The 19,126-nt window shown below is 56.4% G+C and carries 19 protein-coding genes; 3 read left to right on the plus strand and 16 right to left on the minus strand.

From position 1 onward, the window contains the following. Positions 1-313: 313 nt before the first annotated feature. The 7 genes from K0A93_06025 to dctP form a co-directional block, all read right to left on the minus strand. Entirely contained in the window at positions 314-3,082 is a 2,769-nt protein-coding gene (locus K0A93_06025; GenBank protein ID MBW6511663.1) for an SUMF1/EgtB/PvdO family nonheme iron enzyme, read from the minus strand. A gap of 474 nt (positions 3,083-3,556) precedes the next feature. Further along, positions 3,557-4,858: a (Fe-S)-binding protein gene (locus K0A93_06030; protein MBW6511664.1), complete on the minus strand. Its 1,302-nt coding sequence runs from the start codon at positions 4,856-4,858 to the stop codon at positions 3,557-3,559. Further along, positions 4,848-6,260: an FAD-binding protein gene (locus K0A93_06035; GenBank protein MBW6511665.1), complete on the minus strand. Its 1,413-nt coding sequence runs from the start codon at positions 6,258-6,260 to the stop codon at positions 4,848-4,850. The genes K0A93_06030 and K0A93_06035 overlap by 11 nt, the downstream gene beginning before the upstream one ends. Positions 6,261-6,293: 33 nt before the next feature. Next, positions 6,294-6,803 carry a universal stress protein gene (locus tag K0A93_06040; protein MBW6511666.1) on the minus strand — a complete coding sequence of 170 codons (510 nt, stop codon included), beginning with the start codon at positions 6,801-6,803 and terminating at the stop codon, positions 6,294-6,296. A 15-nt stretch (positions 6,804-6,818) separates the two neighbouring features. Then, positions 6,819-8,159 carry a TRAP transporter large permease subunit gene (locus K0A93_06045; protein ID MBW6511667.1) on the minus strand — a complete coding sequence of 447 codons (1,341 nt, stop codon included), beginning with the start codon at positions 8,157-8,159 and terminating at the stop codon, positions 6,819-6,821. A 24-nt stretch (positions 8,160-8,183) separates the two neighbouring features. Continuing rightward, complete coding sequence (locus K0A93_06050; protein MBW6511668.1) at positions 8,184-8,681, minus strand: TRAP transporter small permease subunit; 498 nt, start codon at positions 8,679-8,681, stop codon at positions 8,184-8,186. Positions 8,682-8,770: 89 nt separating this feature from the next. After that, the gene (gene dctP, locus K0A93_06055; GenBank protein MBW6511669.1) at positions 8,771-9,928 is read right to left on the minus strand and encodes a TRAP transporter substrate-binding protein DctP; all 1,158 of its coding nucleotides are present in this window, start codon (positions 9,926-9,928) and stop codon (positions 8,771-8,773) included. A 377-nt stretch (positions 9,929-10,305) separates the two neighbouring features. On the opposite strand from dctP, the gene K0A93_06060 reads away from it, so the two are divergent. From K0A93_06060 to K0A93_06070, 3 genes are all read left to right on the plus strand, one after another. Then, a complete protein-coding gene (locus tag K0A93_06060) occupies positions 10,306-10,869 on the plus strand; it encodes a lactate utilization protein (GenBank protein MBW6511670.1) in 564 nt (187 codons plus the stop codon). Positions 10,870-10,883: 14 nt separating this feature from the next. Beyond that, a complete protein-coding gene (locus tag K0A93_06065) occupies positions 10,884-13,031 on the plus strand; it encodes an LUD domain-containing protein (GenBank protein ID MBW6511671.1) in 2,148 nt (715 codons plus the stop codon). A 235-nt stretch (positions 13,032-13,266) separates the two neighbouring features. Continuing rightward, a complete protein-coding gene (locus K0A93_06070) occupies positions 13,267-13,653 on the plus strand; it encodes a DUF302 domain-containing protein (GenBank protein ID MBW6511672.1) in 387 nt (128 codons plus the stop codon). Positions 13,654-13,693: 40 nt separating this feature from the next. On the opposite strand, the gene K0A93_06075 is transcribed toward K0A93_06070, so the two are convergent. The 9 genes from K0A93_06075 to K0A93_06115 all read right to left on the minus strand — a co-directional run. Beyond that, positions 13,694-14,557 (minus strand): SPFH/Band 7/PHB domain protein, encoded by an 864-nt coding sequence (locus K0A93_06075; GenBank protein MBW6511673.1) that lies wholly within the window; start codon positions 14,555-14,557, stop codon positions 13,694-13,696. A 4-nt stretch (positions 14,558-14,561) separates the two neighbouring features. Continuing rightward, positions 14,562-15,059 (minus strand): NfeD family protein, encoded by a 498-nt coding sequence (locus K0A93_06080; protein ID MBW6511674.1) that lies wholly within the window; start codon positions 15,057-15,059, stop codon positions 14,562-14,564. 173 nt (positions 15,060-15,232) lie between these two features. Next, positions 15,233-15,643, minus strand: coding sequence for a type II toxin-antitoxin system VapC family toxin (locus K0A93_06085; protein ID MBW6511675.1), 411 nt, complete (start codon positions 15,641-15,643; stop codon positions 15,233-15,235). Then, a complete protein-coding gene (locus K0A93_06090; protein ID MBW6511676.1) occupies positions 15,640-15,867 on the minus strand; it encodes an antitoxin in 228 nt (75 codons plus the stop codon). Before K0A93_06090 ends, K0A93_06085 begins: the two co-directional genes overlap by 4 nt. A 210-nt stretch (positions 15,868-16,077) precedes the next feature. After that, on the minus strand, positions 16,078-16,470 hold the full coding sequence (locus K0A93_06095; protein ID MBW6511677.1) for a type II toxin-antitoxin system VapC family toxin: 393 nt from the start codon (positions 16,468-16,470) through the stop codon (positions 16,078-16,080). A 2-nt stretch (positions 16,471-16,472) separates the two neighbouring features. After that, complete coding sequence (locus K0A93_06100; protein MBW6511678.1) at positions 16,473-16,706, minus strand: hypothetical protein; 234 nt, start codon at positions 16,704-16,706, stop codon at positions 16,473-16,475. Positions 16,707-17,053: 347 nt separating this feature from the next. Further along, positions 17,054-17,350, minus strand: a complete 297-nt coding sequence (locus tag K0A93_06105; protein ID MBW6511679.1) for a type II toxin-antitoxin system RelE/ParE family toxin — start codon at positions 17,348-17,350, stop codon at positions 17,054-17,056. Beyond that, positions 17,340-17,591, minus strand: coding sequence for a type II toxin-antitoxin system Phd/YefM family antitoxin (locus K0A93_06110; protein MBW6511680.1), 252 nt, complete (start codon positions 17,589-17,591; stop codon positions 17,340-17,342). Before K0A93_06110 ends, K0A93_06105 begins: the two co-directional genes overlap by 11 nt. A 634-nt stretch (positions 17,592-18,225) precedes the next feature. Beyond that, positions 18,226-19,126, minus strand: a 901-nt coding sequence (locus K0A93_06115; protein ID MBW6511681.1) for a transposase, incomplete at its 5' end; no start/stop codon positions are given.

Genomic DNA, 19,126 nt, shown 5'->3' on the forward strand with positions numbered 1-19,126 from the left:
CCTCTATGGGAGAAGCTTTCCCCTGTAGGAGTGGCTTCCCAGCCGCGAAGAGGGTTCCATCGGCCACCAAAGGCTTCGCGGCTGAAAGCCGCTCCTACAACTCAAAATACCCTCGACCTTTCCCTCTATGGGAGAGGCCTCCCCCCTGTGGGAGCGGCTTTCAGCCGCGAAGAGGGTTCCATCAGCCACCAAAGGCTTCGCGGCTGAAAGCCGCTCCTACAAAACGAAAAAATTTGGGTTCCGGGGTCATTTCCGGCGCTGGTCCGGGCGGCTCCGCTCGCCCTCCCCTGCGCCTCCAATCACACCTCCCCCCCTAGTCTTGAGTGACAAGGCGGAAACCCAGGTTGTAGTTGCGGTAGCCCGGATTGTTCCAGTTCCGGTACGCCGAGCGCACGCTCCTCGGTAAGTCGTTCCAGCTGCCGCCGCGTTCGACGCGGTTCGACCCGCCTGACGGGCCCTGCGGATTCTGCCGGGGACTCTTGCCATAATAGCCACTATCGTACCAGTCCTGGCACCACTCCCACACATTGCCTGACATATCATAAAGACCCAGACCGTTCGGCTGTTTCTGGCCGACCGGATGCGTCTTGCTGCCGGAGTTACCGGAGTGCCAGGCAACGGTGTCAACATTGCCGCCCCCGCAGTACCTCTCGTTTTTCCCGCCGCTGCGACAGGCGTATTCCCACTCTGCCTCGGTTGGCAAACGAAAAGACTGGCCGGTCTGCCGATTCAGGGTGCGGAGGAATTGCTGCACGTCGTTCCAGCTCACCTGCTCCACCGGGTAGTTGTCGCCGTTCTTAAAGTTTGACGGGTTACTTCCCATCACCGTGCGCCACTGCCCCTGGGTGACTTCAAATTTACCCAACCGGAAGGAATCAACACAGACCTCGTGCACCGGCTGTTCCTCGGATCCCCCATCCCTGAACTGGTCCCCCATCTGATAACAGCCACCGGGGACGGGCACGAACTCCATCCCAAGTTGATTCAGGCGTTTCCGTTCCAGTTCGCGTTTCCGTTCCAGTTCGCGTTTCCGTTCCCGTTCCCGTTCCCGTTCCCATTCCCATTCCCGTTCCCATTCCCGTTTCCGTTCCAGTTCGCGTTCGCGTTTCCGTTCCCGTTCCCGTTCCCGTATCTCGCGCACCGATACAAACTCCCCGTTCACCAAAGTCAGCAACAGTTCATCGGTCACATCATTGGCAAACGCCACCTGCACCACCTGCCCCCCCGGCCTGGCCGTGACCTGCGGATGCACAAAGCCGTTTTGCAGCTGCCCATACCATTCCTTAGCGTCCTCACGCCCCAGGCGAATGGTGCCGTTCATCGCCACCTGCACCGGAGCAGACTTAGCTGTACTCCAGAGGGTAAAGGGGAAAATACCCCGATCAGTAGCTTTACTCTCGAGGGTAAAAGGGAAAACACCCCGATCCATATCGTAGCTCCCGACGTGCAGCGCGAGGGATGTCGGGTCGATGGGGTAGTCTTTGTCGGAGAGGGTCGTCAGCTCTTGCCGCAAGGGCGCGGTCTGGGCGCGTGATTCCTGGTCGATGCGCTGCCGCAGGGCGGTCAGTTCACGCTGGCGCTGCGCTTCGAGTTCTTTGCGCCGCTCACTGTAAAACCCGGTGGCGTTCTTTTTGCGTGCGGCAAACTCGGCGTCGGTTTCAAACATATCCTGCACCAGCGGCTTGCCTTTGGCGGCTTTTTCCTGGGCCTTGACCTCGGCCAGCAGCGCAGCGTAGCGCGCAACGATGCGTTTTTCGGCGGCGGGCTGTTCTTTGGCAAAGGCGGCTTCGATGCTGTCGATCTCTTGTGCCAGGCGCCGGATCTCGGCAACGGCGGCTTCGATGGTGGCACTCTGAGTCGCCGGAGCGCGCTGGCGCTTGGCTTCGATTTCGGCTTTGAGCGCGGCCAGGCGCTGTTCTTCTTCACTGCGTTTGGCGGCCAGCGCGGCTTCTTGCTGCTGTACTTTGGCAAGGTGCTGCTGTTGTTCGCGGCGCAGTTGCTCCTGCCGTTGAGCTTCGGCGGCAAGTTGCTCCTGCCGCAGTTTTTCGGCTTTTAGTTTTGCCTCGGCAATCTGGCGCTGACGCTCGGCCTTGCGGCGGGCCACTTCGTTTTGTGATTTTCTGGCGACGGCTTCCTGCCGGGCCAGTTCGGCCATCTCCGCTTCGAGTTTGGCAACTGCGGCGGCAACATCGGCAACTTTCTGCTGCACATTAGGCACAAAAACAAAATCACCACTGCCGTACAATGTCCCGAACCCCGGCGTCTGGTTGTGGTTGCGCGCGCGGGCGTCCTGATAGACCTTTTCTTTGAGAATCGTCTGAATCTCGTTCGCGGTCACAAAATCCCCCGCCGCCTCCAGTGCCTCGATCAGCCGCCCGGTAAAGACCGAGTGCCCGTTTGGCCCTCCGTCAAGCGCCTCCTGCCCTTTGCTCCCGGCGGTCAGCACCTGGCGGACGCGCTCTTTGGTGATCTCTCTCAGGTAGCCCAAATCGCGACTGGTCGTGCCATCGAGACTCCGCTTGGTGGCGAGCAACCCGCTGTAACAGGCATCCATCACATAAAAGACGTGTTTGGCCGGAAGGGTTTTGGAGATCGTATCGCGAATCTCGGCCATGGTGATATTGCGGTAAATCGCATCGACGGAACCGTCGTAAGGGATCAGATAACCCAGATCGCCATCAACGTTCTTTTGTTGATTGCCATGTCCGGCCCAGAAGAGGAAGAGCGCGTCTTCATTGCTCATCTTCTTCGGCAGATCGGTGGTCAGCAGGCGCATAATGCGGTCTTTGGTCGCCTGCTCATCGGTCAGGGTGATGATTTCGTCAAACCGGTAGTTGCGTCGCAACACCTCGGCAACCCCCTGGGCATCGTGTACGGCGTTGCTGAGCTGCTTGTCGGCAGGAAGGTTTTTATACCGGTCGATACCGACAATGACGGCGTAACTTTTATTGTAGAGCCGAACTTCGCCTCTCTCGCCGGTGGCCGGGTCTTTGGCGACGATGCTGATGCCGCGCGTGGCGGCAAGGGAGAGGGAGAAGGAGCAACTGAGGAAAATCAGGACAAGAAGCAGATTGCGACACATGAGGACACCTCCAGACTTAATTGCAATCTGCGGAGTTTAGTCGATTTTCATTTTGCGAACAAGGAAAAGAACTCCCTCTATGGGAGAGGCCTCCCCCCTGTGGGAGCGGCTTTCAGCCGCGAAGAGGGTTCCATCAGCCACCAAAGGCTTCGCGGCTGAAAGCCGCTCCTACAGCAAAACACCCTCCGGCTTCCCTTTGTGGGAGCGCGAAGGGGCAGCCTGAAACGCAACAGGAGGCCTCGACTATCGCCGAGGCCTCCTTCACTATTCACTGATTTTTTAATTCAGTATTCCCCAGAAGGGGAACGAATGCTTGGTTTTCCCAAGGTTTTTTCGTTCTCGGTAATCTGTCCTACCCTGACTGGCCCGGCGGCTCGGAGACTGTCATACATCTTCCTCCTGTCATTTCCGTGTTGGAGTTATGTAAAGATTACCACGAGCTCCAACCTTGTAAAGGACTCGTAAAGAAAATAATTATTGCGGCGTCGCTTGCCCCAACAGCTCCATCAGATGCACCACCTGCTGCGGCAACCCGGCCTCACGTACCCCCCAGGCCAGTTGCAGTTGGCAGCCGGGATTGGCCGTCACCAGCAGTTCCGCCCCGGTTGCTGCGACGTTACCGAGTTTCCGATCCAGAACCTGCTGACTCGCTTTGGAAAATTTCAGCCCCCAGGTGGCGGCACTGCCGCAGCACCAGCTTGACTCGTTCATTTCACGCAGTTCGACGCCGGGAATCTGGCTGAGCAAGATCCGCGGTTGGCGGGAAACCCCTTGAGCATGACAGAGGTGACACGGTTCGTGGTAGGTCACAGAGGTGTTGACCGGGATGAGGTTCTCAGTGCGCAGACCGACTTCGGCCAGAAATTCCGCTACGTCGCGCACCTTACTGCGGAACGCTGCCAGAGTCTCGGTCGGCACCAGTCCCTCAAGCAGCTCTTCATATTCCTTAAGCGCAGAGCCACATCCGGCACAGTCGGTGACAATCGCCTCGACATCGGCGGCCATCAGCAGCTCCAGATTCTTCAACGCCAGTTGCCGGGCGGTTTCGCGGTCCCCTTCACTGAGGTGCGGCGCGCCGCAGCACTTGATCTCGCGCGGGGTAATGACATCGAACCCCTGGTGACTGAGCACCCGCACCGTCTGGCGCGACACGTGGGGATACATCAGCGTCATCACGCAGCCGAGGAAAAAGCCGACCCGGCCACGCTGCTGCCCGCGCGCCGGAATGATCGTCGGCAGCTGTTTCCGCAACGGCGGCGCCAGCTCCGGCAGCATCCCTGCGGCCTTGTCAATCCAGTCGGCACCGAGCTTCAACACCTTGCTCCGGCGCACCAGCCACTGGATGCCGAGGCGCTGGTAAAGGCGGGCCGGGAGCATTGAGGTTTCGAGCAAATCGGGGGACGGCAGCATCTTTTGCAGCACGAATTCGCGAAACGTTTTCCCCGGATGACCAAGCGGATGGAAAGACTGCGCCTGACTGCGACAGATCTCCATGATCTCTCCGGCACGCACCCCCGAGGGACAGGCCGTGGTGCAGGCGCGGCAGTCGAGACAGAAGAACGCCTCGTCACGCACCGCCGCGGTAAATTCGAGCTGTTCTTCGGCCACTGCCCGCGCCAGCGCCACCCGCCCGCGCGGGCTGGAGCGTTCCCGCCCGGTCAGGGCAAAGGTCGGACAGGTCGGCAGACAAAAACCGCAGCGCATGCACTGCAGGGCATCATCATAATGGGGCGCATCCCGCGGCGTGAAATTGCCGATTCGCGCATCACTCTTCATGGCTGTCGTCCTGTTCCGTCGCGTCGGCAAATATTTTTCCGGGATTCAGGCGTCCCGCCGGATCGAAGGCGTTTTTGATCCGCTGCATCACCGCCACGCCCCCCGCGCCGATCTGGCGCGCAAGGTAGCCCTTCTTCGCCATGCCAATGCCATGTTCGCCAGATACAGTTCCGCCCCAGGCCAGCACCTGCGCGTAAAGTTCGTCATAAAAGGCGTGAGCCCGACTCATTTCGTCCGCATCGCGCTCGTCGCACAACACCGTCGGGTGAAGATTGCCATCTCCGGCATGACCAAAAGTGCCGACGGTCAGCCGATATTTTTCGGTCAGCCGTTCGATCTCGCCGAAGGTTTCCGCCAGTCGCGAACGCGGTACTGTCGCATCTTCGAGCAACGTAGTCGGCGACACCCGCGCCAGCGCCGACAACGCTGTGCGCCGCGCCGCTGCCAGGCTCGCCGCTTCGTCGGCATCCCTGGCGACATGAATTTCCGCTGCCTTGACCGCTTCCAGAATTCGCCGCACGCTCTCGGCGTCCTCCGCGACCATCGCCGGGTGGCCGTCAACTTCAATCAGCAGCAGCCCCGCCATCTGCCGCGGCAAACCGATTTTTACGTAATCCTCGACGCAGTTGATCGTGGCACGATCCATGATTTCCATCGTCGCAGGAATGATCTTGGCGGCAATGATCCGCGAGACTGCTGCACCGGCGCTACGCATGTCGTTGAAATAGGCGAGAAAGGTCCGTTTCGCCTGCGGCGGTGGAATCAGTTTGACCGTAATCTCGGTAATAATACCGAGCGTTCCTTCCGAGCCGACCAGCAGATCCTTGAAAGCATAACCGGCGACATCCTTGACATTCTTGCCGCCGGTTCGCAGCAGATCGCCGTCGGACAGGACGCATTGCAGCGCCATGACATAATCACGGGTAACACCATATTTCAGCCCGCGCAACCCGCCGGCATCTTCCATGACGTTGCCGCCCAGGGTCGAAATCTTCTGTGAACCAGGGTCGGGGGGATAGAACAGCCCTTTCTCGTCCGCTGCGTTGAATAGATCGAGGGTCACGACACCCGGTTCAACGGTTGCGGTCAGATTTTCTTCGTCAATTTCCAGAATCCGTTTCATCCGGTTCAGACACATCACCATCCCGCCACGCGCGGCGACACTGCCGCCGGAGAGGCCGGTCCCGGAACCACGCGGCGTGACCGGCAGACCGTTTTCGCGGGCTACCTGTAATAAAGCCACCACCGCTTCGGTCGTCGTCGGATAGACGACAACATCAGGTGGAAGGTGGATGCCGGGGGTTGAATCATAGCCAAGGACCAGCAAATCCTCGCGTTCATAGAGCATATTGTCCTTTCCGACAATCTGCTGCAAACGGGAAACCACGGGGGGAGAAATCATGCACACCTCACATTAACTGCTTTGACGACGCGCTCAGTCACCAGCTTTTTCTGCATCTGCCAAAATCCGTACGACCAGCACTGGCCACTCGGAACGATGCAGCACTTTCTGGGTGGTGGTGCCGAGCAGGGACTCACCGAGAATCGAATGACGGTGACTGCCGAGGACGATCAGATCGGCATCGATCGCCCGCGCCTGGGCAAGAATAACGTCACAGGCCTGTCCATCAAGAACCCGAATATCCGCTACCCGCGCTTCACCTTCAGCCGCCCGGGACAACTCTGCGGCACAGAAATCGTGCAGGCGTTGAACGATGGTGGCCTTGACCTGCTCCCGCGCATCACAATGCAATTGCTCACTGGCGGCGGGTGAAATATGCAGCTCAACGAGACTTTGGCCAAAAGTCGACAGCGGTTCTGCGGCATTGACAATCACGATGCGGGCGTCGTGCTGCTGCGCCAGACTGAGCGCATAGCGGAAGACCTGCGAAGCCCCCGGACCGAGGTCGGTAGCGTACAGAATATTTATAATTTTCGGTAGCATCTCTCATTCTCCTAGTTAGCCGCCGAAGAAGACCGTCGGCAGCCAGGTGATAATCTCGGGGAAATATATCATGGTCGCCAGGCCAACGATCTGGATGGCGACAAACGGCAGAATCCCCTTGTAGACATGCCCCATGGTGTATTCCGGGGGCGCCACGCCCTTGAAGTAGAAGAGCGAGTAGCCGAACGGCGGGGTCAGAAATGACGTCTGCAAGTTGACGCAGATGAGCATCGCGAACCACAGCGGATTGAAATCGAGGTCCATGGCGATCGGGGTAAAGATCGGCACCACCACCAGCAGGATCGCCGCCCAGTCGATAAACATCCCCATCACGAAAACCACCGCCATCATGATCGCCAGCACCACGTAGGGGCTGACATCCATCCCCAGCAGCAGATCGGCCACGGCATCACCGCCGCCCATGCTGAGGAAGACCACCGAAAAGAGCTTGCCACCGATAAAGAGCAGCATGATCATCGCGGTGGTGCGGAGGGTCGCGGTCGATGCCTGGACGATCACCTCGCGGTTGTACTTGCGCCCGACAATCGCCAGCACCACGGCACCGACACAACCAAGCGAGGCGGCCTCCGTCGGTGTGGCGACTCCGGCGAGGATCGTGCCCATGACGGTCAGGATCAGACCGAACGGCGGGACGAAGCTGGTCAGCGTCATGCGAACCTTTTGGCGGGTGCTGTAGGTGCGCTCTTCCATCGGAATCGGCGGCCCCAGGGTGGGGTTGATGAAACAGCGCACTGCGACATAAATCAGGTACATTCCCGACAGCAGCAGGCCAGGTAAAATCGCCCCGGCAAAGAGGTTGCCGACGCTGGTCTCCTTCATCCCGGTCAGGCCGCCGTAGACGACCAGCATGATCGAGGGCGGAATCAGAATCCCCAGCGTCCCCGAGGAGCAGATGATCCCGGCCGACAGGCTCTTGTCGTAACCACGCCGTAGCAACGCCGGGCCAGCCATCAGGCCCATCGCCACCACCGAGGCGCCGACGATGCCGGTGGTCGCGGCGAAAACCGTCGACACCACGATCACTGCCATCCCCAGCCCGCCGCGCAAACCGCCGAGCACGATATAGAGGGCATCGAAGAGCGCCTCCGAAACCTTGGAGCGATCGAGCACCTGCGCCATAAAAATAAACAGCGGCACAGCGACCAGCGTGTAGTTCTGAAACAGCCCCCAGGAATTATTGACAAAGAGATCGAGCAGCGCCGGGACATTACCACCGTTGTCGATCAGACCGAAGATGGTGGCGACGCCAGCCAGGGTGATGGCCAGGGGATGCCCGAGGGCAATGGAGGCCATCAGGAACACAAACATCGAAATTGCGAGGAATTCTGGACTCATAAGAATCTATCTCCAGCTGACGTATCAAGCTTTACCGGTAAGGGAGCGAAAATCGTGTAACCCCTTGGCAACACCCTGCAACAGCAGCAGAATAAAACCGATCGCCATCAGGGTCTTGAACGGGTAGAGCGGCGGAGCCCAGGACGTCGAAGCGTGCTCCCAGTTACGCCACGAATCGGCGGCGTAAATCCCCGACCAGACCGACAGCATGCCGACCGTGGGGAGGAAAAGAACCAGGGTCGTCAGCAGGCGCAGCATGGTTCGCGGCCGCTCTGGCAACCGCGCTTCAAAGACGTCGATGGCGACATGGCCGTCGTGCTTGTAGGTATAGGCGAGGCCGAGCATAAAGTGGATGCCGTAAATCAGGGTGGTCGCTTCAAACACCCAGATCGTCGGCGCGTTGAACAGGTAGCGCATCACCACCTCATATGCGACCACCAGCACCAGGGGAAGGATCAGAAAAGAGGTCAAGTAGCCGATCTTTTCGTTGATCCCGTTAATGCTCTTCTCAATCAAGAACATCTGTGAACCTCTCTTGGTAAAGATGCCGTTGTCGGCATCCGTAAAGACCGGTCGGGAGCCATGGCTCCCGACCGGTAACCTGCCGGTTGTTACTGAAGATGCTTGCCCTTGATGTAGTCAGCGCTCGGCCAGGGGGCCACGCGGCTCTTGATTTCACGCCACGGGGCGTAGTCCTCGCGGAACTGCTCCTGGGAATCGAGGGTCTTCTTCACGTCGGGATACTTGGCCTTGAGCCCCTCGATATACTCGCGGGTGGTCTTGGCGAAGGTGTTGAGGGTTTCGTCGTCCATGGTCACGAATTCGACTTTCTTCTTGAATTCCTTGATCGCCTGGGTGTTCAGGTTTTCCATCCAGGCCGCGCTCCAGAGCTGGGTCTCCTTGGCGGCGGTCTTGACGATCCACTTGAGGTCGTCGGGCAGCTTGTCCCAGGCGTCCTTGTTGAAGAAGACGGAACACTGGGAGGCGTTCTGGTGCACGCCCGGTTCGATGACGTATTTGGTAATATCGTCGAAGCCCATCGGCAGGTTCATGGCTGGCGAGCTGAACTCGGCCGCATCGATCACGCCGCGCTCCAGAGCGAGGTAGACCTCGCCGCCCGGCAGCGGCGAGACGCTGGCGCCCAGCTTGTTGAGGATATCCATGTACCAGCCGACAGTGCGCACGCGCATGCCTTTGAAGTCGGCCATCTTGGTCGCTTTCTTGTTGGACATCATCCCCATGTCCTGCCCGGTCTGGCCAGCGGGGAAGACGACGAGGTTGTAGCGCCCGTAAAGTTCCTGCATCTGCTCCAGCCCGCCGCGCTCGTAGAGCCAGATGTTATACCCCTCGGGGTCGAGCCCGAAAGGGACGTCGGCAAAGGAGACGAAGTTCTCGTTCTTCCCTTTCCAGTAACCCGGCCAGTCGTGGCCGACCTCGGCCGAACCCTTGCTGACCGCATCGAACGTTTCCATCGCCCCCACCAGTTCTCCAGCGGAGAAGACCTTGATGTCGAGCCGACCGCCCGAGGCGAGTTTGACGGTGTCGGCAAAGTGCTGCGCGACGTCGTAGAAGAGCAGGCCCTTGCTCCAGGGCATGACCATCTTCCACTTGAATTTCTGGTCTGAGGTCTTGATGGTGCGTAGCTCCTTCTTGACCTCCTCGTGACGCTTGTCGACGCCGAATTTCTCGCGCTTGGCGGCAAATGCCTGCGGTGTCGCAAGCAGCGCTGCAATCACCAGTAAACTGAACAACAACCTGAATTTTTTCATTTTCTGCTCCTTTTGTGTGGTCTTAAGTGCCCCAAGGAAATATGCCGACCACCGATAGCCGTGCATACCATTTAAATCGTCTTACCTATTTTCGTCTAATTGGACATTCCATTGTTATGGTCTTACCAATTTTATTTAAGTTTATTTAAACTCCTCAGACAATGTCAAGAAAAAAATAAAATATCGTTTGTTTTGATTTACAGAAAGTCTCAATCCATCATATAAATTGAAAATTAATTATTTTAATCAGCTATTTAGGAAACAAAATGGTTTATATCATCGCGCTCTTTAAATTTTTATTATTGACAGGAAAGGTGACATCATCTAGGATTGTTTACAATTGGTAAGACCACTACGGAGAGCTACGGAGAGATATAATGGCTACACAAGGAACGCTTGAGAACTTCCGGGCCGCAGCAACAGTCGCTGGCGCAACCACCGTGGCGCTGAGCACTCCGGCCGACATTGCCGCCTACATCCACCGCCACAGCAACGGTGATATCCTGCTACCCCCCTGCGTCAGCAGCAGCCGACTGCAACTGGCCAACGAGCTGACGGCCCAGGGCGCGACCGTTGTCACCGCCATCTCGCGAGAAACAGCGGCGGTCGCCGCCAGTGGCGTCACCGGGGTCAACTTCGCCATCGCCGACACCGGCACGCTGGTGATCGACAGCACCACCGAGACGCTGCGCCTCGCCTCCACCCTGCCGGAGAAGCATTTCGCGCTGCTCGATCCGCGCAACATAGTTGCCGACGACCGTGCTGCCGTTGCTTTGATGCAGCGTTTCCATCAGCACCAGCCGCGCAACTATCTGGCGTGGATCACCGGGCCGAGCCGCACGGCGGACATCGAGCGCGTCCTGACCATCGGCGTTCACGGCCCCCGTGAACTCCACATCCTGTTGATCGAGAACCTCGCGGACGATCCGCTGGAAGCATAAGGGGTGAAACGACCATGAATAAAGCACGCAGCCGTCACTATAAAGATCGCGTCGACCGGGCGCTGGCCTCACCGCAGTTGCAGGATGCCCTGCACAAATTCGGCGACGCCTATGCCGTCTCGCGCGCCAACGCCTTTGCCGCCTACGATTTCGAGGCACTGCGCGGCGGCATTGCCCGCATCAAGGATGAGGTACGTGACAACCATCAACGCTACCTCGACGAGTTCATCCGCAACGCCGCAGCCGCCGGCGCCACCGTCTATCTGGCAAGCGATGCGGCGGCGGCCAACGACTATATCGTGCGACTGGCCCAGCGGCGCAACGCGAAACGGGTGGTCAAAAGCAAGAGTATGGCGAGCGAGGAAACACACCTCAACAAGGCGCTGGAGAAGAACGGCGTCCACGCGCTGGAAACCGATCTGGGGGAATGGATCATTCAGCTGGCGGGGCAGCGCCCCAGCCACATGGTGATGCCGGCAATCCACATGTTCAAGGAAGAGGTTGCCGAACTGTTCAGCAAGGAAACTGGCCGTGCAGAACCGCCCGATATTGAACATCTGGTCAAGGTTGCGCGTGAGCAGTTGCGCCAGGGCTATCTCGCCGCCGACATGGGGATTTCCGGGGCGAATATCGCCATCGCCGAAACCGGCGGTCTGGTGCTGGTGACCAATGAAGGGAATGCGCGGCTGACGACCACCCTGCCGAAAATCCATGTGGCGCTGGTCGGGATCGACAAAATCGTCCCGACGCTGGCCGATGCTGTCGATATTGTCCGGGTGTTGCCGAAGAACGCCACCGGCCAGGCAATCACCTCTTATGTCAGCTGGATTCGCGGCGCCGTGCCGTGCGACGATACGGAGAAAGAACTGCATATCGTCCTGCTCGACAATGGCCGTTCACAACTGGCGGGGTCCCCATCGTGTCGTGACGCCCTGCGCTGCATCCGCTGCGGTGCCTGCGCCAACGTCTGCCCGGTCTATCAGACGGTCGGCGGTCATGTCTTCGGGCATATCTACATCGGCGCCATCGGCATCATCCTCACCGCCTTCTTCGACGGCCTCGACCAGGCCGCCGAACTGGTGCGCGCCTGTATCGGCTGCCGCGCCTGCGTCGAAGTCTGCCCCGGCAAGATCGATCTGGAGAGCATCATCCTTCACCTGCGCGAAGAAATGGGTGATTACGAGGGGATCGGCACCGGCAAATCGCTGGTCTTCAAAAACGTGCTGCGCAACCGCAAACTGTTCCACTCGCTGCTGCGCACCGCCAGCCTGCTGCAGAAACCGCTGACCCGCGGCGAGCGGACCATCCGCCACCTGCCGTTGTTCTTCTCTTCATTGACCGAATGGCGCACCCTGCCGGCAGTGGCCGACCAGCCGTTGCGCGACCTCTGGAGCAAGCTGCCGCAACCGGTGCAACAGCCGCGCTACCGCGTCGCCTTCTTCGGCGGCTGTCTCAACGATTTCGTCTACCCGGAACTCGGTGAAAATCTGGTCACGGTGCTGAATCGCCTCGACGTCACCGTCGACTACCCCCTCGACCAGAACTGTTGCGGTATTCCGGCGCTCTATTCCGGCGATCGTGAGACCGCCACCGAACTGGCCAAACAGAACATTACCGCGCTGCTGGCGGGGAATCCCGACTATGTCGTCACCACCTGCCCGACCTGCACCATGTCGCTGCAACGTGATTTTGGTGAATTGCTCGGTGACGATCCGGCCTGGCGGGACAAGGCGGCCCGGCTGGCGGAGAAAACCCTCGACGTCTCCCGTTTCATCGTCGAAAAACTTGACGGCGTCAACCGCCTGAAAGGGCTGGCCGACCCGACCGGCGTAACCTATCACGACTCCTGCCACCTCAAACGCGGTGCCGGAGTCTGGCGCGAACCCCGGGCGCTCCTCGCGGCCAGTGGTCGCGAAGTCAACGAAATGGCCCATGCCGACCGCTGCTGCGGCTTCGGTGGCTCCTACTCGTTCACCAGTCATCCCAATATCGCCAAACGGATTCTCGGCGACAAGGTTGACGACATCAAGGCCAGCGGCGCCCCGTGCGTCGCCATGGACTGCCCCGGCTGCCTGATGCAGATTCGCGGCGGCCTTGAAAAACAGGGCGTGCCGGTCCGCGCCGCCCACACCATCGAACTCCTCGCCGAAATGCTCGATTAACCGGGTTCCGAGGCGTTACCTCCCTCTCTCCTCGCCCCGGCTGCCGTAAACGGCCGGGGCATTTTTTTTGCTGATTTTCACTTGACGTTGATTCTGCTGGCCCCTCGGCCCTTCATCCTTTTCAAAAAGACCAAACGGGTCGTCCCCGCTGTGACTGCGCTGGCTTTTGTTTCAGGTTGGGTTAGACTTGTTGAGGTAAGGGCTGATGATTTAACACCACCAGTGGAGGTTAACGATGTCCTATTATTTCAACAAAGAGATCGATGCAGACTTTGCGGACGCGATTACGCAGGTCACGGCGGAACTGAAAAAAGAGGGGTTCGGAATTCTGACGGAGATCGACGTCAAGGCGACGCTGAAAAAGAAGTTGAATGCCGACTTTCGCCCCTACACCATCCTCGGTGCCTGCAATCCCCCCTTCGCCTACCAGGCGTTGCAGGCGGAACCGCGCATCGGTACGATGTTGCCGTGCAATGTCATCGTGCAGCAACTGGAAAACGGCAACATTGATGTTGCGGCGGTCGATCCGCTGGCGTCGATGCAGGCGATCCAGAACCCCGCGCTGCAATCCGTCGCCAGGGAAATTCAGCTGAAGCTGAAAAGGGTCATCGAGCAACTGTGACCCTCTCCAATCCATAAATTAGCCGCATCTGACCATCGTGTTACGACTTGGCCTGCCCGCCAAGCATACCGCGGATGGCCCCTTGCAAATCGGCCGGGAGCAAGATGGTTTTGGCGTTCGGGCTTGAGGCCTGTTGCTGTATAGCCTTAATGTAGGTCTCCCCCAGCAGGTAGCCGATAACCAGGTCGGCTTTGTCGGCACCGGCGGCACCAAGAACAGCGTGGATGGCGTTTTTCGAAGCCGTGGCCTGGATCTCCTTGGCTTTGGCGTCGCGCGCCGCTGCCGCCAGACGTCCATCGGCCTCAAGCATCACCGCATCCCGTTCCCCTTCGGCCCGGGTGACGGTTGCCCGGCGTTGACGTTCGGCGGCCGCTTGTTCTTCCATCGCGGTTTGCATTGTCGGCGACGGGTTAATGTCCTGGATCTCCACGCCCCGCAGCGTGATCCCCCAGTCGGAAAGATCATCGCTGATACCGGCCTTGAGCTTGGCTTTAATCTGGTCACGCGAGGAGAGCGCATCATCCAGCTTCATCTCACCGATGATTGAGCGCAGGGTGGTTTGCACCAGATTCTGGATACCGAGGCGGTAGTCCTCGATGCCGTAGACCGCCTTTTCCGGACTAACAACGTTGATGAAAGCCACGGCGTTGACCTGCAAGACCGCATTATCAGCGGAGATGACCTCCTGCCGGGCGGTATCGACGATCTGATCCTTGGTTGACACTTTATGCGCCACCGTGTCGATATAGGGGATGACGATATTGAGGCCCGGCCCAAGGGTAACATGATACTTGCCGAGCCGCTGCACAACATGCTTGCTGCCCTGGGGGACGATCCGTACTCCCAGAGCAATAGTGGATATCACCAGCAGACCAAAGACGCCGACCAGAACCAACCCTGCCATAAACTTACTCCTCTCGTTTGTCCGTGTTGGACGTAGTGTTTTGCAGTTGGGCGGGGACGACCAGCAGGGCATTCCCGATAACCTCTTTGACAACCATGGTGTCACCGACCTTGGCGCTGCCTTCGACCAGACACGGCCAGGTGTCGGACCCGAGGATCGGCACGCTGAAGCGGCATTCCCCGCGACCACCCGAGGCAAGCGGTGATCTGGTCAACAAACAGCGTTCACCAAGAAAAGCTTCCCGAGCGGTCCCGGCCTTGGTCATATCCTTCGATAACGGCCTGATCCAGCGGAACCAGGCCGCAGTGAACCCCGCCGAGGACAGAACCCACAACAGCAACTGCCATTTAAGCTCCGGATCGAATCCAACCCAGGAAAACAGGCCAACCAGCAAGGCTCCAAGCCCGAACCAGATAATAGTAAATGAGGGAATAAACAATTCGGCCAGAATCAAAACCATTCCGAATACCAGCCAATGCCAGTAAAGAAGTTGGAACGCCACTCTCGTATCTCCTTTTTGCACTGTATGAGAACCCGTCAACCGCTTGATTCTCAATTTCCAGACTGTCTATCGACAGGGAATCCGACGTGAATATTTCACGCGGGATGAGCTCCTTGCCCAAATCGAAATCGCGATCGGGATCGTTCTTGTCATTCCCGCGCTGCCTGCGCGGATCAAGTCTTCGCGTTGACCCAGTTCTCAATCTTGAGGCCCGGGACTCTTGCAAATTCCTTCACATTGTTCGTCACCAAAACAGCCCCCAGAGAGAGAGCATGTGCGGCGATAAGCAAATCCATCGCCCCGATAATCTTCCCCTGTTGCTCCAGTGATGCCCGAATAATCCCGTAGGACTGCGTCGCTGCTTCACCGAACGGCAGAACTTCAATAGGAATCAGGAATTCAGATAGCGCTTCAGAATTGCGCTGTGGAGCCTGACTTTTTGCGACCCCATATTGAAGCTCAGCCAGGGTGATGGATGAAATTCCGATATCTCCTGGATGATATTGCTGAAAATGGCGCAACACCTCGTCTGGCTTGCGCTTGATGATGTAAATACAGCTATTGGTGTCGAGCAGGAGCATCAGAAATCTTCCCGATTTTCCAGCTGGGGTTGGAAACGATCGGCCATAAAGTCAGGCGAGAATTTATCCAGACTCGCCAAAAGAGTGTCCCATGACCCGGACATCGGGATCAACTGGACCACATTTCCGGTCTGTTTGATATAAACCTCCTGGCCGTCCAGACGGAACTCTTTGGGCAACCTGACGGCCTGACTTTTGCCATTCTGAAATAATTTTGCAGTTTTCATCGACGCCTCCGTTTTTAGCATATATCAAGAATATATACTTTCTGGAGAAATGGCAAGCCCTGCGTAAAAACCCAGATCCACCAGCACATTTTTTATAAGGGGGTTCCGACCCGCCTTGAGCGGCCTGTTCGGTTAAAATCTGGTTAATTTTGCCGCCAATTTTGTCTTCATGGCTGGTTTTCTTGAGAAGTGGCTTCCAGGCCCGGCCTTTCAGTACCAGTCTTCAATGTTTATCCCTTCAACTCTGCTGAATTCTTTGGTGTTATGGGTCACCAATGTCGCATTTGAACTCAAGGTGATTCCCGCAATCAGAGTATCGTATGGGCCTATTGGTGTGCCTGATTTTTCCAGTTTTGCCCTGATCGCTGCGGCCGCTTCGGCTTCTTTTTTGGCAAAAGGCAAAATTACAATGCGTGATATGAGGGTTTCTAATTGTTGTTGCCTTGTTTGGGGATTACTTGATTTCGCGATGCCGACTTCAAGTTCGTAAAGGGCGATGGCGGGGATGGCAATATCTTTGGGGGATTTGGATAACAATGTGCTCGCGACATTGCCCATGTCTTTGAAAAAATAAATCAGGGTATTGGTGTCAAGGAGATACAATTTTAAAGTTCCTCCCTGGGGGAGTCATGACCAAGGTCCGCTCTGATTTCTTCGATGGTTGGAAAATCGTTTTTCCAGCTCCCGGCCAAGGTGAAGATATCTTGCGGCCATTCCGTTTGCACCTTTTCTTCGATAACCCCGGCAATCCATTTGCTGACGGATAAATGGCTGGATTTAGCCGCTTTTTTCAATTTGCTTTCAGTCTCATTGTCGAGATAGATCGTAACTTGACCCATAATTTCACCTCACCGGAACATGCCTTTAATTATAATTGTATTTATAATTGAGATGGGGTTTTCTGTCAAGATTCCTTTACGGCGTTGGCGGAAAAGGGAAACCCGCCACTGCTTTATTCAGCATCGCCCGGGCTCAGTTCGCTCCCCTCACTGATGTTTAGCTCTGAATTTTTTGTTAAAAAATCATCAAAAAGACCATCAAACCAGCCTCCGTCTCTCCCCTTTCAGAGCAACATTCCACCCCGCCCTAAGAAACCAATCCCCTTATTTCAAAGATCGGTGCCCATTGCCGGGCTTCATGAACAATGGATTGAGACGACCTTGCAGGTCGTGTCAATCCTTATTGGTTAGCCTTTCTCCCTTTGGGACACCTTACGGTAAACAAGATTCTTATCTCTTTTGCCAACAGCAACGACCAGGACAACGATTTCATCTTCAATGATTTCGTAAACAAGGCGATACCCGCTGGCACGCAGCTTAATCTTGTAATGATTCTCGAAACCATGAAGTCGACTTGCTGGGACATGTGGATTCTGTAACCGTTCTCTGAGCTTCTTCTTGAGTTGGCTCTGGATCGATGGATCCAGTTTTTTCCACTCCTTTAATGCAGTGGGAAGGAATTTCAGGCCGTATTTACAGCTCATCGATATCAACTTCTACGGCTTCTATTTTTTCATTCTGCCTCTCGTTCACAAGCAAACCAAGTTGATAGTCTTCCAATCTCTCCATGAGCGCTTCATATGTTGCGGCAGGGATAAGATAAGCCGTGGGTCGGTTGTGATTTAATATTGCTATTGGCTCTCCCTCCGACTCATCAATAAGAGCGCTTGGATTCTTTTTTAATTCGGAGATGCTGGCAGAACAGTTTGCTAGAACGGATTTCATGATGCTCACCCCTGGGCTATATTAAGTGCCATATAATGGTCATAAAATAGCACTTAATCGTTGCGGTGTCAACTTTGAAAGATGTTCAGGCTAACGGTTGTTGATTCCCACAAAAAACGGATCAGAAGAGTCGAGATATTTTCAGTTTGAGTTGACCATTTTGTAAAGATTGTCAGAGACTATGAGCCTGTCGCATCAGGCTCTTTTTTTGACACCGTCGATAAAAAGCGGGCGGAGAGTTTTGACGAACTCTCCGCCCTTTTACGTGCCCCCCCTCACCTACATGGAGGTTCAATGATATGGTCTGTGCTTGTTGAACTCAAGCAAATTTTTGAAATGGGTCGAAGTTATCCTTGGCCAAGGCCGCAGTGCTGCCCGCGTTGCAGCAGCTGGCGGGTCTGGGGTCATGGTTACGCCGCGCGCTACTTTGACGGGTTTGGCGAAGCCCTGCTGGTGAAGTGTTACCGTTGCCCGGCGTGCGGTTGCGTCATCACTTTGCGACCTGACTCCCATTTTTCCCGCATCCACACATCCCGAGAGAGGATCCGGGACTTAAGGGGGGACGCTCCTAAATTAAGGGGGGACGCTCCAATTAAGGGGGGACGCTCCTTAAGGGGGGGACGCTCCTAAATAACTAAATAACTAATCTTAAACTCTTCTCTTTCGCAATTCTCTCTCCCCTGGTGACCGCATAGCCTATCCCGGGAACAGTCATGTTAAAGGTTCGAGCTAATTCCGACAAGGATAAGCCCAGTTCCCTGACAGCCCAAAAACAAACAAGACTTCTGGCGCTGACGATGAGGCTCTGGCGGCCGGAAGAATAGATTTTATCGCTCTCTGTCTGAAATATTTCTGCTGCTTTTGTCGCGATAAATTGCAGATCAAAACCGTGTGCTTTGAGTTCATAGTGCCGGTTTAGAGATTCCTCGGCTTGCGAGAGGGTCGCGTTGACAAACGCACTATCCCCCAATATTCGCTCATCACTCATTCCATGATTTTGACTCTTTTTCACCTCTACCCAACCACCTGCACTTCTCACCAGGCCACCGCCGATCAGCTCTTCCTTGCGCCCTTGCTCAAGACCCTCTGCAACAAAATCTCGATAGGCTGCCCGGCTACTCGCGGTGGTTTTACCAAATAGCGTTAAAACCTCATCGACCGAAAACCATGGACATTCAGCCTTACCCATCAACGCCTTGTGACCGCTATAAGGATAATTATCCAACCCGTCAAGCTCGTTCACCAATCCCGCCCGAACCGGATTTAAGTGAATATAGCGAATCAGTTCCCTGAGATAAACATCCTCTTGGCAGACAATCGATTTGAAGCGATTTTGAAATAATTGACCATGCCGTTTGTGGCGACGATTAAAGTTAACGACGTAACCAGTTAATAACCTGCGCATGAATTGCGATAGAGGAAGATGCCCGGTTTTAAAGAGAAAGTGGGCATGATTTGAAAGAAAGGCCCAGCCATAACAAACAATTCCAGCTTCTGGAATGAGTTTTTCCAGTCGTTGCAGAAAATCAAGACGA

The sequence above is a fragment of the Desulfuromonadaceae bacterium genome, from assembly GCA_019429445.1.
Lineage (GTDB): Bacteria > Desulfobacterota > Desulfuromonadia > Desulfuromonadales > JAHYIW01 > JAHYIW01.

Bases quoted from the DNA above. Each gene is read 5' to 3' on its own strand.
- K0A93_06025 (MBW6511663.1), bottom strand. From the start codon at position 3,082: ATGTGTCGCAATCTGCTTCTTGTCCTGATTTTCCTCAGTTGCTCCTTC.
- K0A93_06030 (MBW6511664.1), bottom strand. From the start codon at position 4,858: ATGAAGAGTGATGCGCGAATCGGCAATTTCACGCCGCGGGATGCGCCC.
- K0A93_06035 (MBW6511665.1), bottom strand. From the start codon at position 6,260: ATGATTTCTCCCCCCGTGGTTTCCCGTTTGCAGCAGATTGTCGGAAAG.
- K0A93_06040 (MBW6511666.1), bottom strand. From the start codon at position 6,803: ATGCTACCGAAAATTATAAATATTCTGTACGCTACCGACCTCGGTCCG.
- K0A93_06045 (MBW6511667.1), bottom strand. From the start codon at position 8,159: ATGAGTCCAGAATTCCTCGCAATTTCGATGTTTGTGTTCCTGATGGCC.
- K0A93_06050 (MBW6511668.1), bottom strand. From the start codon at position 8,681: ATGTTCTTGATTGAGAAGAGCATTAACGGGATCAACGAAAAGATCGGC.
- dctP (MBW6511669.1), bottom strand. From the start codon at position 9,928: ATGAAAAAATTCAGGTTGTTGTTCAGTTTACTGGTGATTGCAGCGCTG.
- K0A93_06060 (MBW6511670.1), top strand. From the start codon at position 10,306: ATGGCTACACAAGGAACGCTTGAGAACTTCCGGGCCGCAGCAACAGTC.
- K0A93_06065 (MBW6511671.1), top strand. From the start codon at position 10,884: ATGAATAAAGCACGCAGCCGTCACTATAAAGATCGCGTCGACCGGGCG.
- K0A93_06070 (MBW6511672.1), top strand. From the start codon at position 13,267: ATGTCCTATTATTTCAACAAAGAGATCGATGCAGACTTTGCGGACGCG.
- K0A93_06075 (MBW6511673.1), bottom strand. From the start codon at position 14,557: ATGGCAGGGTTGGTTCTGGTCGGCGTCTTTGGTCTGCTGGTGATATCC.
- K0A93_06090 (MBW6511676.1), bottom strand. From the start codon at position 15,867: ATGAAAACTGCAAAATTATTTCAGAATGGCAAAAGTCAGGCCGTCAGG.
- K0A93_06100 (MBW6511678.1), bottom strand. From the start codon at position 16,706: ATGGGTCAAGTTACGATCTATCTCGACAATGAGACTGAAAGCAAATTG.
- K0A93_06105 (MBW6511679.1), bottom strand. From the start codon at position 17,350: ATGAGCTGTAAATACGGCCTGAAATTCCTTCCCACTGCATTAAAGGAG.
- K0A93_06110 (MBW6511680.1), bottom strand. From the start codon at position 17,591: ATGAAATCCGTTCTAGCAAACTGTTCTGCCAGCATCTCCGAATTAAAA.